The organism is Chitinophaga sp. CF118, from assembly GCF_900112615.1.
Classification (GTDB): Bacteria; Bacteroidota; Bacteroidia; order Chitinophagales; family Chitinophagaceae; genus Chitinophaga.
Genome location: NZ_FOMK01000003.1, coordinates 462,212 through 478,371, shown reverse-complemented (window position 1 = coordinate 478,371; position 16,160 = coordinate 462,212). Strand labels below are relative to the sequence as shown.

Annotated in this window: 10 protein-coding genes; 2 read left to right on the top strand and 8 right to left on the bottom strand. The window is 38.8% G+C overall.

Going from position 1 to position 16,160, the window contains the following annotated elements:
• Window positions 1-22: 22 nt before the first annotated feature.
• Complete coding sequence (locus tag BM176_RS14290) at window positions 23-1,114, bottom strand: fatty acid desaturase family protein (RefSeq protein WP_090104082.1); 1,092 nt, start codon at window positions 1,112-1,114, stop codon at window positions 23-25.
• A 152-nt stretch (window positions 1,115-1,266) separates the two neighbouring features.
• Window positions 1,267-1,950 (bottom strand): hypothetical protein, encoded by a 684-nt coding sequence (locus BM176_RS14285; RefSeq protein ID WP_090104080.1) that lies wholly within the window; start codon window positions 1,948-1,950, stop codon window positions 1,267-1,269.
• A gap of 301 nt (window positions 1,951-2,251) precedes the next feature.
• On the opposite strand from BM176_RS14285, the gene BM176_RS14280 reads away from it, so the two are divergent.
• Both BM176_RS14280 and BM176_RS14275 read left to right on the top strand, forming a co-directional pair.
• A complete protein-coding gene (locus tag BM176_RS14280; RefSeq protein ID WP_177230402.1) occupies window positions 2,252-3,382 on the top strand; it encodes an acyltransferase family protein in 1,131 nt (376 codons plus the stop codon).
• Between the two features lie 86 nt (window positions 3,383-3,468).
• Window positions 3,469-5,247, top strand: a complete 1,779-nt coding sequence (locus BM176_RS14275) for a MutS-related protein (RefSeq protein ID WP_090104076.1) — start codon at window positions 3,469-3,471, stop codon at window positions 5,245-5,247.
• Window positions 5,248-6,095: 848 nt separating this feature from the next.
• On the opposite strand, the gene BM176_RS14265 is transcribed toward BM176_RS14275, so the two are convergent.
• The 6 genes from BM176_RS14265 to BM176_RS32170 form a co-directional block, all read right to left on the bottom strand.
• Entirely contained in the window at window positions 6,096-7,505 is a 1,410-nt protein-coding gene (locus BM176_RS14265) for a glycosyltransferase family 2 protein (protein WP_090104072.1), read from the bottom strand.
• Window positions 7,502-8,347, bottom strand: coding sequence for a HEAT repeat domain-containing protein (locus tag BM176_RS14260; protein ID WP_143097805.1), 846 nt, complete (start codon window positions 8,345-8,347; stop codon window positions 7,502-7,504). The genes BM176_RS14265 and BM176_RS14260 overlap by 4 nt, the downstream gene beginning before the upstream one ends.
• Window positions 8,348-8,718: 371 nt before the next feature.
• The gene (locus tag BM176_RS14255; protein ID WP_090104068.1) at window positions 8,719-9,081 is read right to left on the bottom strand and encodes a response regulator transcription factor; all 363 of its coding nucleotides are present in this window, start codon (window positions 9,079-9,081) and stop codon (window positions 8,719-8,721) included.
• Window positions 9,082-9,153: 72 nt separating this feature from the next.
• Complete coding sequence (locus tag BM176_RS14250; protein WP_090104066.1) at window positions 9,154-10,251, bottom strand: response regulator; 1,098 nt, start codon at window positions 10,249-10,251, stop codon at window positions 9,154-9,156.
• The gene (locus BM176_RS14245; RefSeq protein ID WP_090104064.1) at window positions 10,232-10,627 is read right to left on the bottom strand and encodes a response regulator; all 396 of its coding nucleotides are present in this window, start codon (window positions 10,625-10,627) and stop codon (window positions 10,232-10,234) included. Before BM176_RS14245 ends, BM176_RS14250 begins: the two co-directional genes overlap by 20 nt.
• 169 nt (window positions 10,628-10,796) lie before the next feature.
• On the bottom strand, window positions 10,797-15,284 hold the full coding sequence (locus BM176_RS32170) for a PAS domain-containing protein (protein ID WP_143097804.1): 4,488 nt from the start codon (window positions 15,282-15,284) through the stop codon (window positions 10,797-10,799).
• Window positions 15,285-16,160 lie beyond the last annotated feature (876 nt).

The following is a 16,160-nucleotide window of genomic DNA, read 5'->3' as shown; positions in this document are numbered from 1 at the left end:
TGCAGTTATCAGGCTATGGTTTCTAGTGAGCCGTTTGTACTGACGGAGGAACGGACAATCGTTTAAGATACCGCATATGAGACCGGATTGCCCCCCAAAGTGTAAAGGATTTATAAGAGAGTCCGTATTCTGCCGCTGTTTGCTGTATAATTCGTGTGACTACCGGATAGTGACAATGACATATTTCGGGAAACAAGTGGTGCGCCACATGTGTATTAAATCCACCAAAAAAATAAGTGGCAAGTTTACTATCGGGAGAAAAATCAATTGTAACAGCCAGTTCATGATTTTTCTGAAAATCATGTATATATCCTTCTTCATCAAAAGAAGGAAACAAAGATTCATCTATCTGATGATTAAGTACACCAACACAGGCAAAGAAGAAACTACTGATAGCATGCATCATCAGAAACGCCAGCAATACCTGCCACCATGCTACACTCAATACTATCATGGGTATAACAAGCGTATATAGTACATAAAAGAGTTTAAATATATACAGTGAGATATATGCTTTGCGGGGATGATTAACAGGAAAGATATTTCCCATCCGCTTCCTTTTAAACAATTGAAAATCCATGGAAAAAACCAGGATGATACTAAAGAGCATATAAAGGAATGGAGCATACCATACCTGACGGCTATGTATTTTCTGATAAGGCTGATTCTCTGATAATCTTATCAGTGACAGCTCTTCCACGATCACATCAGCGCCTTCAATACTGGTAAAGCTATGATGCACTCTATTATGAAGGTATTCAAAGATGTATGCGTTCATACCTATCAGTTCGAGTGAGTTAAGGAGCAATTTGTTTATTCTTTTACTGCGGCTGAATGCTTTATGTCCTGCTGTATGTGCCAGGTTCAGGAATATACTGGGAGAAGTAATTCCCATTACTACAGTAAATAATAACATATACCCAGGCGAAAAACGATTGCTGATGATAAGAGCATAAGCGCCCAGATAAAGCAGGGTGAACAGAACGGATACAAAAATCATTTCTGTATTTGCGTAGGGAGACAAATTATTTTCTCTGAAGTAGGCCTTTACACGTTTGTCTAATTCCCGGCTAAAATCAGAATGTGTCCCATGGAGAAATCGGATCTTCTTCATGTTGGGTAATGGTATTTGAGTGTTATGGGTATTATTGAATTACGAACAGTATATTACTGGGGCTCAACGTTTCAGGTTACAAATCACTAATCCGGGTTACAATCTTCAGGTTACAAATCAACTTACTTATGACGTTGGCGTAATCAATATGTTTAGCGAAAATTAATCTTTGCAGCAGGCAATGCAATTTCAGAAGCTTCCAGTCCATTCAGTTTCAGCCATCGTCTCCACTTATGCTCCAGCTGGGCATACTGCTGTTTAAGTTGTGTAAAATAGTGTCCATAATCATTCTCAGCAAGAGAAGAAAGTTCAAGCAATTCATCTTGTAAAGTATAAGGCAATGGCAGGTTTCTTTCTACTGAGATCGCTTCAATGACAGCAATATTAGTAATAATGTCCTCACTTATATGACATATATCCCATAGAGTGGTCATTAATTTTACATTATGTACAAAGGAGAGCCAGCCGATGAAAGAATTATTATTCATGTCTTCTTTAACGGGCCGGATGTTTTCTTCATAAAAGGACCATATATCAGTATCACCTTCGTTGGTAAGCCGTGGAGCCATTGTTGCCGGAACATCGTCTACACCATATGCATGCAGCATACGTTGCAATAATGCTCCCAGTGAATGACGATGTCTTTTCAGCAGAGCATTAGGAAATACAGTAGGTCTTTCTCCCGCATCGGCCAGTATTTCTTTGGTTGCCAGAATAATAGCAGCCTGCCGGTGTCCGGAGTTTGAAGAGGCATAAAGCCTGTTTAGATAAATCCTGCCGATGAGGAAACTGCAGATACTACTGCAAATAATTGAGATCAGAATAGTGGTCAACATCAGGATAACATTATTTTTGAGGGTCGGGTAATCAAATTTAAAAGGATAATGACGTTGTTAACTTGAATACTAAAATAGTAAAATATTCCAAAACATCATTTTTTTTAATTCGAGTTTTTTTTATCTTCGGACACAATTATTAATAACCATTAACCCATATAACCCTAAAAACTTTGAATCACAGCTATTTTATAGAAACTTCTCCAGAAAATTTTCAATTCATTTTTGACATTACTGCTTTATCTAAATGATGAACGGTTAATGCATGATCAATTATACCCTATTTAAAAACACATTATTTATGCAAACATCTGCTAACCAACGTTACTACTATCTTGACTGGATAAAGGTACTCTGTATCTCTCTGCTGGTACCTTATCATGCTGCAATGATTTTTGGCCCTGCACATTTTGGTATCAAAAACTTATCTACCCATACAGGTTATAACATTTTTAATGAAATGATAGGGATGTGGTATTTTTCGATACTGGCATTTATTTCAGGAGCGGCAGTATTATTTTCATTGCGTAACCGTACTACCGGGCAATTTATCTTGTCACGCATAACGCGTCTGTTTATTCCATTATTATTTGGTATGCTGGTCATTATTCCACCGCAGGTATATGTAGAACGTCTCCAAAAGCAACAGATAACACCTGGTTATCTTGATTTTTACAGTCATTTATTTGACGGTGTGTATCCCGTAGGTAATCTTAACTGGGCACAACTCTGGTACATAGCATATCTTTTTGTTTTATCGCTATTACTCCTTCCAATATGTGTTTATATCAAAAACCGGCCGCACATACTGCAGGAAGGATTCAGGTACATGCAAAAAGCGCCATATCTTTTGATCTTATGGGCCTTGCCCCTTATGCTCATAGAGTATTTTCTCCGTGCTTATTTTCCATTCGGCAATCAGAATCTGGTAAGTGACTGGGCGAATGTTCTGCATCTGAGTGTTTTGTTTTTGTACGGATATATTATTATGCGTTCCGCTTACCTGCAGGACGCTATGCTGCACTGTCGCAAACTAGCATTGTTACTTGGGTTAACCGGTGCTTTATTATATTACATACCTTATATAGCCGGTACCTTTTCTCCTTACCAGCAACCAGCATATATTTTACGATGGCTGGATACCTGGCGAGGTTTTAATGCCTGGTGCTGGATACTTGCAATTGTAGGTTATGCCCATTACTATCTGAACAATAACAACACTATACTGCAGTATACATCAAAAGCATTTCTGTCTGTATATATCCTGCATCAGACTATATTACTTTGTGCAGCTTATTTTGTTGTACAATGGAATATGCCCTCTTTTGTCAAATTTCTGATATTGACGATTGTATCTTATACCTTCTCACTATTGATCTATCAATTTATCATTCTGCGCGTCCGGTTCATACGATTCTTATTTGGCGGATAAGAGACATGCTCAAAGAAATTTTACCAGTACGTATTTAACCTGTAAATTTATTATCCTTTAATAATCATTGTACTTTAACCATAAATATGATACAATCATACGACGATCTCCATATCAGGTATCAGGAAAGACTGCTGGTAGTTCAAAAAAAACAACGCCTTATCAGTATTAGCCGTTTGTTGTCCATAGTAATAAGTAGTACTGGTTTTTATTATTATTTCAAGAATGACCAATATCTGTTTCTTGCAATTGCAGGTATATTTCTGATATTATTTTTGTTCCTGGTCAGATTATATGGCAAGAATGAGGAGCGCCTCCGGCATCTGCAAGTTCTGATAAAGATCAATAAAGATGAAATCGCCTACGTAAAAAATGGCACATTGAATTTTGAAGCAGGTGAAGAGTTTATTGATCCTGAACATCCTTATACTTTTGATCTGGATATTTTCGGTAGCAGTTCTCTATTTCAGCACATTAACCGTACCGGTACGCTAATCGGTAAGCAAGCATTGGCCATGCGCTTCATGCATCAGCAAACGGCAGGCATCCATGAAGAGCAGGCTGCAATAGCAGAACTAGCAGATCATGTATCCTGGCGACAAGATTATACAGCTTATGGCAGATTGCATGTTTCCACAGAGAAAGACCGTGTAAGTTTTAACAACTGGCTCAATGCCCCACAATTCTATCTGAAAAAGAAGATAAACATCATATTGTTTTACCTGCTCCCTTCGCTAACTATTTTGTCGCTGGCAGGAATGATATTCATGACACAAAAGCAATATTATTTTATTTTCATTTCCTTATTCCTGCTGAACCTCTTACTGGTAGGTCTTAACATCAAACGTTTCCGGAAGGAATACCTGGGACTGGAAGGAGTAAGCAAAATACTCAACACTTACAGTCATCTGCTAAAGACCATTGAAACGGAAAACTTTAAAGCAGCACGACTGCAATCACTCAGACAAAGCATCTTTACGGATAAGATATCTGCAGGGAAAGCAATCAGTCAGCTGGCCCGCGTACTAAATAAATTTGATTCACAGCAAAACATAATTGGCAGTTTACTCATGAACGGTTTACTGCTGGATGCATTACATACAATGCTTTCCCTGGAAAAATGGAGGTCCCGCTATGCCAGAAATGTTCCGTTATGGATGGAAGTAATTTCCACCTGGGATAGCCTGAACTCATTGGCTAATTTTTATTATAATAACAACAGTTTCACATTTCCTGCAATAAGCGACACTGCTATACTGGAAATGAAAGACGCCGGACATCCGCTTATAAGGGAAGATAAACGTGTATATAATAATGTTAGCTTTCAAAGTGGTCAGTTTACCATTCTTACAGGATCCAATATGTCCGGCAAGAGCACTTTTCTTCGCACTATCGGTGTAAACCTGTTACTTGCCAGAATGGGAGCCCCTATTTGCGCCACTTCCTGTACCTTATACCCTTTCGACATTTTTGTAAGCATGAAGATCAACGATTCTTTACAAAACAGCGAATCACTGTTCTTTGCTGAATTAAGAAGGCTGAGGAGAATTATTGATCAGGTGGAAACACAAAAGCTCACATTTGTGATCCTGGATGAGATCTTGCGCGGAACTAACTCAAATGACAAACACCGTGGTACCAGTAGCCTGATACGAAAGCTGGCCAGATATAAAGTATATGGCATCATTGCTACCCATGACCTCACAATCAGTGAGATGGTGCTGGAATACTCAGGTTATCTGCGCAATCAATGTTTTGAAGTAGAAATAGATAACAAACAGCTTCATTTTGATTATAAATTAAAAGAAGGTATTTGCCAGAAGATGAGCGCCGTTTATTTAATGGAACAAATGCAAATCATATAGGATGGTAAAGGATTTAAAACGAGAAATAAGGTTGTAATACAGGACTGTTCTATATGCCCTTCTCAAATAATAATATCATAATTATTATATTTAAAGAAGAACCATAAGCATGAAACGATTAGGACATATACTGACAATACTTCTAATTGGCCAAATTTGCCTGGGACAGGAGGTTTTACCCAATGCAAAAGGCGGCACTCAGCGTTTGGCAGAACTGTCCGATAGCTTAATAAAGTATGAAGTCGCCTCCTTCACTATGAAAGGCAACTCCTTAAGCCAGACAGCCCCGCAATATAAGGCACAATTAACTGAAGTACCTGTTAGTATTTGTAAGGATGATATGGTCCATTTAAGCATCTGGAGTACGTATATTCATTTATACTTTAAAGGTGCAATTCCTGATAAGACATTAGACTCTATTTTTCTTGTTACACATTCTCACTTTTGGGTCAGATTCCCTAAAGATGCATTCGATGGATTATCACAGTCCAATTCCTGCAACTTTACAAGTAGAGGTAAGCGAGAGCTAATCTTTTCCCCATATTTCAAAGCATTCTATTCGAAAGACAAACGGCGGCTTTATATTTATATGCTCGGAGGGACGGAGTACAAAAAGTATGAAGTAACCTGGGTAATTGTGAATAGCAGGTATTGTTTTCGTATTCTAGACGAAGTTTGATGACAATACTCGTTAATGCCTGTTCTACCAGGAAACAAAATCAATTTGAAAACTGTATGAGGCTTTCAATTGGTTTACCCTGGTTGGAAGAAGAAATCCGCTGAAGTAAAGGGCTTTAAACAAAAAAAGATATGATATAAAACAGTGTTAGGGTGGAAATCTGTTGATTTTAAAATCCTTTATGGAGCATCTCTCCCCATGTTTTCTTTCTTCTAATAATGTCTATATATCCAAGCAAGGCTGACCAAATGATGAACGGATGAAAAACAAATGGTTCTGTAAGCGCTGTGAACAGAAGCTTTGTTATATCTTTAGGTCGATTATACTGGTTGTAGCTGGTAACTTCCATATAAATCGCAAATGCAGAGTTCATGTAGCCGAAAGTGATAATAAAAAGCAGCAACCCTAAAAACAGGTGCCAGTTGATCACACCTGTTACAGTCATTATGAGGAAGACTGTAAAGCCCATTGTTTCCACGAGGGGGGCCAACATTTCAAAGAAAAACCAATAGGGATAGCTGACCATCCCCAGCAAACGATAGTGGGGGTTAAAGAACATTTTTCTATGCCTGATAAGTGTTTCAATTGTACCACGTGTCCACCGGTTTCTTTGCCGTTTTAATACTTTGGCGGAGGCCGGTGCTTCGGTCCAGCAAAGCGGATCTGGTATATATTGTACCACATAGGGGATGCCGGATTCCTGCATGTATCGGCGCATCCGCACAACCAGTTCCATATCTTCTCCCACAGTGTTACAATAATAGCCTCCGGATTTTATTACTATCTCTTTATCAAAAGCGCCAAAAGCACCGGATATAATCAGTAAGCCGTTTAATCTGGTCCAGGCCATACGCCCCAGTAAAAAGGCACGTATATATTCCAATGCCTGCATCCGGGCCCAATAGTTTTTCGGTAAATATACTTTTTCCAATCTGCCATCTCTAATTGTGCAGGAGTTAGCCAACCGTATCACACCACCGGAGGCGATTACTCTTGGGCCAGTGTCTTCCATGAAAGGTTTGACCATTTTTAAAACAGCATCCTCCTCCATAATGCAGTCCACATCTATACAGATAATATAATCGTTCTTAGAAATATTGATGCCGCAATTAAGTGCATCAGCTTTCCCTCCATTGAACTTATCCACAACAATTAGTTTGCGATAGGCGCTGTTAAGGCTTCTATACACCCCTTTTACTGTTTTGCTAGGTAGCTTATTATATATGAAATAGTCTGTTTTTATCAACTCATACGAAGTAATCAGCTTTTGCAGACTCTCGTCTCTGCTGCCATCGTTAATGACGATCACTTCCAGATTATTATAGTAGAGTGAAAGGAGAGAGCGTACATTTTCAACAATTGAAGCATCTTCATTATAGGCTGGAGCCAATATACTGATGCTGGGCGCATACTGGGAAATGGCCAACAGGCGGTAATCAGTAAAACTATTATTACGCGTATAGTTCCTGGTGCTACCTCTGGCATATAGGGCAATAAATACATAGAGGAATACCAGTATCACAGAATACAGAAAAATACCTGAATTGAAAATATACAACATTATCATTATCCAGTTCATAGTGTTAGTTCTCTTTTTATATGAAGGTAGATATTCCCGTATAGTAACGGCGTTTCGTTTGCTTTTTCCGCAAGCAATTGCAGTCCATTAGGGTATGCCATTGCAATAACCCTGGCCACATCGAGCCTTGCAGTATTCTTTTCTTCTTTTAGTTCCGTTAACAGGAAGGTAAGTTCGCTATCAGTGGCTATACCCTCCAGGTGAAAAAGTATATTCTTCTTATTACGTGGGGATTCACATTTGTATTGGGCGATTAAAACAGCAATTATTGATACTTTCGCCATTCTGGCTATCGAGTTTACCGCCTGTCTTCTTACTCCTTCATCAGGATGCCGCAGGCATGTTAATACTGCCTCATATGCTTCTGCCTCATAGTACACTTCTACTAACTTTAAAGCGAACATTATTACATCTTTATTGTGGGAATGTAACCATAAGTTTAACCGTGGCATATCACACATGTCCATAGGACGCAACTCTTCTAATAGCCTGGCTTGCTGCCAGCTACTGATCGGACTTGAAAGTCCGTCGAGGAAATGCAGGCCATTGAATCCCAGGAGGTTCACCAGTGCTATTTGCACTTCGGTTCTCACCAACTCATTTTTGTGACCGGCATATTTTTCTATCAGCTGTAATGCTTCCCGCTGCTCCATTATATACAGTTCCTGAATACCAAGCGCTATTTTATACCATTTTCGACTATTCAGTTTACTGAAGGAATCATTCACCAGGTGGAGCTGCTTATATAAACTGATGATATTTTTTGCGGCATCGCCCATCAGGTTTTTTTTGGCGGTCACTAGCTGGTCAATTACAATCTGCCGGTTGATCTTTTTTTTCATATATCGAGATAGTTCCGGAGGTAATTTAAGGACGGGAATAGCTGATATGTTATCCGCCAATGCCTGGCTTAGCCATAAATCCGCATAGTTTTGTATATGCTGGCTAATACGAAATCTTTTTTCTTGAGAGAAAAGGTGTACATATGTCATTGCCACCACCAAAAGAATAATGAGGCCCAGGAGAAAAGTAAAGTCATAAAGAAGGTCAGGTAAATACATGTTTTTTTATTGGAAAGTTTCCTTACGTGTATGACCATATTCGTTAGTTGAACGGTTAGGCCATATAATTACTACACATCAAACGCTTTTCCCACCCGGTTGCAGTGAGGGCAACCGGAGTTCTGCTACATTGACTAGCTTTAATAATACTTTCATATTTGCGTATTACTAATTTTTTTTGCCCTTATAGAAAGTTCAGAGAGATTAAAGGGTTTTCGCATATAATCATCTGCCCCTAATTTAAACGCTTCCTCAATAGTTTTTTCCTGGCCTATGCCGGAAAGAACCATTATAAAAATGCCTTTAAGATTAGATTTTGCAAAATGTATTATCTCCATGCCCGAGTTGTAAGGGAGCATTAAATCTGTAATAATCAATTCCGGCAGCCAGGATAGCATCTTTTCCAGAGCTTCTTTGCCATTAGCACAACTTAATACATCATGTCCTTCGTCAGTTAATTTTATGGAAATTAACTTAAGGAGTGTTGGATTATCTTCTGCTACTAAAATTTTCATTTTACTTAATTTTACTTTTCACATAGTTGCGATTAAATGTTGAATTTATTCGGACATGGTTCAATTTACTTCTCAAACTAGTTGCTCAATCTCATTCGTCTTTTCTACTATTTTTTTAATGATATTATCAAAGGCACCTGCGGACTTTTGTATGCTTTTTATTACCAAACTGTTCACCGGATCGTCCAGATTGCAAAAGTTGAACAAGTTTGCCAAGCCGAGTATTGCGCTAAAAGGTGCTCTAACCTCATGCGATTGTAGAAAAGAAATTTCAGTAAGTACTTTAATTTGATCCCTTAATTTCTGTTTCAATAATTTTAGTTCTGTAACATCCTGTAATACGCCATTAAAAACAATAGCGTTGCGGTTTTCATTCAATTCAAAATTACCTTCTAAATATACATGTCTTACCTCTCCGCTTCTAAGCACAATGCGAAAAAACAAACCTTTATCACTATTATTTGCCTCACTATATTTCACCTTATCCTGAACCTGTTTCAAATCCTCTTCATGAACAAAAAGAAAGAATAATTCTCTGGAAGGTTTCTCTTCGTTTGATTCCAACCCCAGTATCCGGTAAATTTCCTCAGACCATACGTCTTTTCCGGTAATTAAATCGATATCCCAATTGCCAAAATGCGCAATACTTTGTCCTTCTTTTAATAGTTTTTCGACTGTTTGTAACTCTTTTTTTGCTTGTATAAATCTCTCTATTTTCATCTCGAATTTTTCAGTCAGATGCTGACTATATTTATTCATTACCCAGGCAAACTCTTTATCTGTTAAAGTTTTACTGGTGATCGATCTGTTACCGGAAAATTCATTTACAGCCAATATAATTTCTTTTATGCCACCAGGCTTATAAATATATCTATCTGCTCCGAGGCCAATAGCGAGTTTTTTATCTTCTGGGGAGGCACTTGATGCAGTATATATAATAAAAGGAATCTCCCGATGGATGGGATCTGTTTTCAATTTATACAAAAAACAAAAGCCATCTATATTCGGCATTTTTATATCAGAGACGATACAGTCCACTGTATTTTCTTTCAATATCTTCAATGCCTCATAACCATCCATTGCTATGATTGTTTCATAGCCTTCCGCATCAAGAACAGCCCTTAAAAGCTTGCTGGATACTACATTATCTTCAACAATCAAAGTTTTCATTTCTTATTGTATTTTTTAAAAACTCTATTACTTCTCCTGAAAATTTTCTACTGTTAATTGGTTTTGTTATATAGCCATCACAACCTGCGGATGTAGCTTTTTCTTTGTCTCCGTTCATGGCAAAAGCCGTAAGTGCTACAATAATTATATTCATCGTGGCTGGATCAGCTTTGAGTATTCTGGTTAATGTAAGTCCGTCCATTCCAGGAAGTGCCACATCCATAAGGATTAAATCAGGGTGAAACTTGTACACCAGATAAAGAGCCTTTTCTGCATCTTCCACGCGTTGAACATTCAACCCCTCTATTTCCAGCAGGTCTCCCGCGAGTTTAAGATTGGTAGGATTATCGTCCACTATTAAAATCAGCTGATTCATTTTCTTCGAGGTGTTTTGAATATTTGTTTTCTTTGTTAAAAAAAATAACCCGTATTTTTGATCACAGGAAAAACACGCAAACTCAACATAAAAGAAATTTAATTCATGAGATTTAGCTAAAAACGCCTTCCATTTTTTCTAATAAAGAGTTGTTTCGGATAAGGATAAATTAATTTGTATAGACATTTTTCGGTAGTGTAACGGTGAATGTGCTTCCGCAGTTTAACTCGCTTTCAGCAGTAATATGGCCGTTGTGCAGTTCAACAATTTTTTTTGTTAATGCAAGTCCAAGCCCTGTTCCTTCATGCTGTTTTGAGATGCTCGAATCGAGTTGTACAAAAGGGATGAAAAGTCTTTTCAATCCTTCCTCACTTATGCCTACACCATTGTCCTTCACCTGTATGGATAGATAATTTTTATCTTTGGATTTGGTAAGGATATTAACTTCCCCATCTTCATTTGTAAACTTGACGGCATTTGATAGCAAATTATAGAGTATCTGTTTGAACTTATGTTTATCAATGCTTATTTCCTTTACATCTTTTGCTATATCATTTGTAATTTTTATACCTTTTTTAGTAGCAACGCTGTTTACTACTGAACAAACTTCTTCGATGGCGCCCCTTACCTCAAATGTTTCGGTCATCAGTTCCATCTTGCCAGCTTCTACTTTCGCCAGGTCAAGGACATCATTGATGAGGCGTAGCAAATGCATACCACTATTGAGAATATCATGCAGATATTCTTCCTGCTTTTCATTAAGGGGGCCCACTTTTTTATCAATCAGAAATTCGGAAAAGCCAATCACTCCGTTAAGGGGTGACCGAAGTTCGTGTGACATGTTTGCCAGAAATTCGCTCTTTAGCCGATTGGCTTCCTGTAAAGTCTGCTCAAAGCGTTTTCGTTCTGTAACATCCCTTGCTGCAGCAAATACACCCTGCAGTTTGCCGTCACGATCATAAAATGTTGTTGCATTGTATGATACCACCGTTTCCATACCACCTTTATTCCGGGCTGTAAGTTCATAGTCGGTAACCTTACTTTCTTTCAGGACGAGCCGGATACCATTCTCGGCACGTACTGGATCTGTGAAGTACGATTTGAATGGGGTGCCTATCAATTCATCCCGGTTACATCCTGTCAGTTGTTCCATTTGTTCATTTACGTCACTCAGGATTCCAAGCGAGTCTGTGGTCATGAGAGCATCAATATTAGATTCAATAAGGGAGCGGGTGTAGAATTGTTGTTCCCGTAGCTGTAATTCGAGTTTCTTTTGTTCTGTACTATCCCGTGCCGCAGCAAGGATCCCGAGGGGGTGATCCTGCGCATCATTGAACACGCCTGCGTTGAAACTCACGAAAATCCTTCTCCCCAGCCTGGTAATTAGAATAAGTTCATAACCTATTACCCGCATATCTTCCAGAGTCTTCTTAACACCTATTTTGGCGGTTAACGGTTCTGTGAAATAGTCTGAGAACATTGAATTCAGGAGTTGTTTTTTTGAATAGCCTGTCAACCGTATTGCTTCTTCATTCACATCCGTAATTATTCCGTCGGAAGCGATTGCAAACAATGCGTCTGCAGAAGCCTCAATAAGCGAACGATTATAGGCCTGCTGCTCGGCTAGTTGTATCTGAAGCTTTGATTGTTCAGATATATCGCGTGCGGAAGCAAATATGCCTTGTATGATTCCTTCTGAATTTCTAAATACGGAAGCATTAAAAGATACTGTGGTTTTATGTCCTGATTTTGTTTTGAGTACCAGTTCATAGTTGGTTACAAATCCTTCTGCAAAAGTTTTCTTTACACCGATGTCGGCCAGTTCCTGTTGTGTAAAATATTGTTTAAACTGCGAACCGATTAGTTCTTCACGTTTATATGCAGTTATCCGGCACATCTGTTCGTTAACATCTGAAATGAATCCTTCGGGATCTACTGTAATCAGCCCGTCAACGGAAGCTTCAATTAAACCCCTGTTGTAAGATTGCGATTCACGCAATTGTTCTTCGAGGCGTACCCGATCTGTAATATCACGTGCAGAAGCAAATATCCCCTGGACCTTAGAGGAAGAATCGAGGAATATGGATGCATTGAAAGATACCTGCAAGAGTCGTCGTGTACGCGATATCAGGGTAAGCGCATATTCTGTTACCACCCCTTTATCAAAAGTTTCCTTAACACCTTCTTTTGCACGTTCCGTTTCTGTAAAATAGTCGGCGAAAGGAGTTCCCATTAATTCTGCACGGGTATACCCCGTCATTTGGCACATTTTGTCGTTCATATCAGATATGACTCCCATAGAATCAACCGTGATCAATCCATCTACCGATGCTTCAATCAAGCCCCGGTTGTAGTCCTGGGATTCCCGTAGTTGCTGTTCCAATTTCTTTTGCTCTGTTATATCCCTTGCAGCAGCAAATACACCTTGTAATTTTCCGTCGCGATCGTTAAATGTTACAGCATTGTAGGATACCACTGTATCTTTTCCATTTCTATCTTTTGAAGTTAATTCATAGTTGGCAACAGCTCCATCCCGTAAAACTTGTTTAACGCCTTCTTCAGCAAGTTGCGGGTCTGTGAAGTATCCTTTGAAAGGGCTCCCGATGAGTTCTTCTCTGGAGAATCCTGTCAGCGCTTCCATTTGATTATTGACATCAGTGATGATGCCGAGAGAATCGGTAGTCATCAATGCATCTTTATTTGATTCGATAAGAGAGCGGGTGTAAAACTGTGAAGCCTGAAGTTTTTCTTCCAATTGCTTTTGCGAAGTGATGTCCCGTGCTGAAGCAAATATACCCCGCACTATTCCGTTATTGTTGCGAAATACGGCAGCATTAAAGGATACAGGAATCTGTTTTCCTTCTCCGGAAATCAGGGTCAACACATAATTAGTTACTGCACCTTCTTTAAATGTAAGATTTACGCCTTCTTCCGCCTGTTCCTGTTCTTTAAAATATGTTGGAAAGAATGAACCGATAAGCTGATTTCGATTTCTCCCCGCCATCCTGCACATTGTATCGTTTACATCGGTGATCAGCATATTTTCAGCCACTGTTACCAGACCGTCTACTGATGCTTCTATAAGACCCCGATTGTAAGTACGTTCATCATTTAGCTGTATTTGAAGTTTGGCCTGCTCTGTAATATCACGGGCAGATGCAAAAATGCCCTTTACTGTTCCAAATTCATCACTAAATATTGCTGCGTTAAACGATACCAGTTTTTCAACTCCGTCTTTACTTCTCAGTGTTAATTCGTAGTTGGTGACAGCTCCCTTGTCGAATGTTAGCCTGACACCTACCCCGGCTCGCTTTGAGTCGGTAAAATATTTTGGAAATGGCGTGCCTATCAGTTGGGCACGGGTAAATCCGGCCATTTTGCACATTGTTTCATTCACGTCAGTTATATTCAACATTGGGTCAACTGTTATCAATCCATCCAATGACGCCTCAATAAGGCCGCGATTGTAAGTACGTTCTTCAGCTAACTGTGATTGTAATTTTTCCTGATGGGTTATATCCCGTGCCGATGCAAATATGCCGCGCACCTCTCCGAAATTGTCGCGGAACACTGTAGCATTGAATGATACACGGATTTTTTCATTCTTTTTTGTTTGAAGTGTTAATACATAGTCAGTCACTTCGCTCTTTTCAAGGGTCTGCCTTACTCCCTCCTGTGCTTTATCAGAATCAACAAAATAATCGTTGAAAGGTGTGCCTATAAGGTCTTCCCTAGTGTATCCAGACATTTGGCACATACGGGCATTTACATCATTAATCAGTCCTTTCATGTCTACCGTTATAAGCGCATCTATAGATGACTCTATTAGCCCACGATTATAAGCCTGAGATTCGCGTAACTGTTGTTCCAGTTTTTTTTGCTCTGTAATATCTCTTGCAGCAGCAAACACTCCATGGAGCTTTCCCTGTGAATCATGAAAAGTGGAGGCATTATAGGAAACTAAAGTAATCTTGTTGTCTTTGCTTATAACGGCAAGTTCATAGTTCGTAACTTTCCCTTCTTTAAGCACCAATTTAATACCCTCTTCCGCACGTTTGGGTTCGGTGAAGTAATTTTTAAAAGGCTTTCCAATTAATTCTTCCCTGGTATAATTAGTAAGGACTTCCATTTGTTTGTTCACATCACTGATAATTCCAAGCGGATCCGTTGTCATCAGCGCGTCAATATTTGATTCAATGAGTGAACGGGTATAGAGTTGCGTGGCTTTTAACTCTTCCGTTAAGCGAATTTCGTGAGAAATATCTTTTGAGATGAGAAGATACCCGATTTCTTTACCTGATGAATCTTTCCTTGGTGTAATTACCACCCGTGCGATAAACCTTGTTCCGTCTTTTCGTATCCGGTTTAAATTACCCTCCCATTTACCAGTTTCTATCGCCAGGCTAAGTATTTGCTCGGGAAGTTTTGTATTTACATCTTCGGGAGTATGAAGAACCGAGGAATTCATTATTCCTACAACTTCTTCTGGTTCATAGCCATAAATCAACCGGGCTCCTTCGTTCCACAAAAGTATTGTTCCGTCAAGACTCTTGGCAATAATAGAATATTCGGTAGAGGACTCAAGCATATTGCCTATGAAATCAAGAGCATCATCAGGTGTACTCGCAATCCTTTTGTCAAATAGTTTTGTTTTCATTTTGGAGGAGGAATTTGGTTAAAGCACCTTATGGGGAATATTTTAGCCAATCATCTTGACCGCTTTCGAAAAAATCTGTTCTATTCTGGGAAAAACATCCTACTAATTGGGTAAATTCCCTTTCATGGAATTCACCATTGAGTCATGGAATTGGGGAAGGACTGAATACTGAAAAAACCTGTTTAAACTAAATGTAAGGTAACATAAATAGAATTAATAAATGGTGATTGTGGCAAGTATATAACATAATGTTTGAAATTGCCATAATTTGAAGGATACCAGGAATACATTCTCCGGTTGCAAATTTATGCTGCAGTGTTTGGTGCCCATTCCTCAAAAAGAGATAAAAGTATAGGTGTTGGAGAAAATTATGAGAACTATTTATTGGCTAATATCTGTTTCTTAGAACTGTGCAATAACTGTGATGCTAACCTGAAATCATAAAACTTTGATACCCCTTTTCCATACAAACACATTTTTGTTAACCAATTTTGTTTCAACTTCACTTTTCTTGACTTCACTTTACATTTGGTCAAACTAAATCCAGATCAGCACGGTCGGTCAATTTATAAGTAAAGGATTTTAATTAAAAAAGAGGACGTCAATTACTTTTGACGCCCTCCATGACCTCTAGTTGAATATCACTTTTAAGCTGTTTCTGAATCCTGAAAAGATTCTTCTTTATACTGTAAATGAATATTGGGATTATGTATTTCCAGGACATTGGAAGGGTTAGTAAGATCCTTAAACTGAAATTGACGATATAAACCGTGTGCATCGCTTGTATTCAGCATCTTCCTTCTCAAACGATTAGCCCAGGGCTGCTCCAATATATCCTGCGCAAATATTATCTTGTTATAGCAGGATACATTTTAT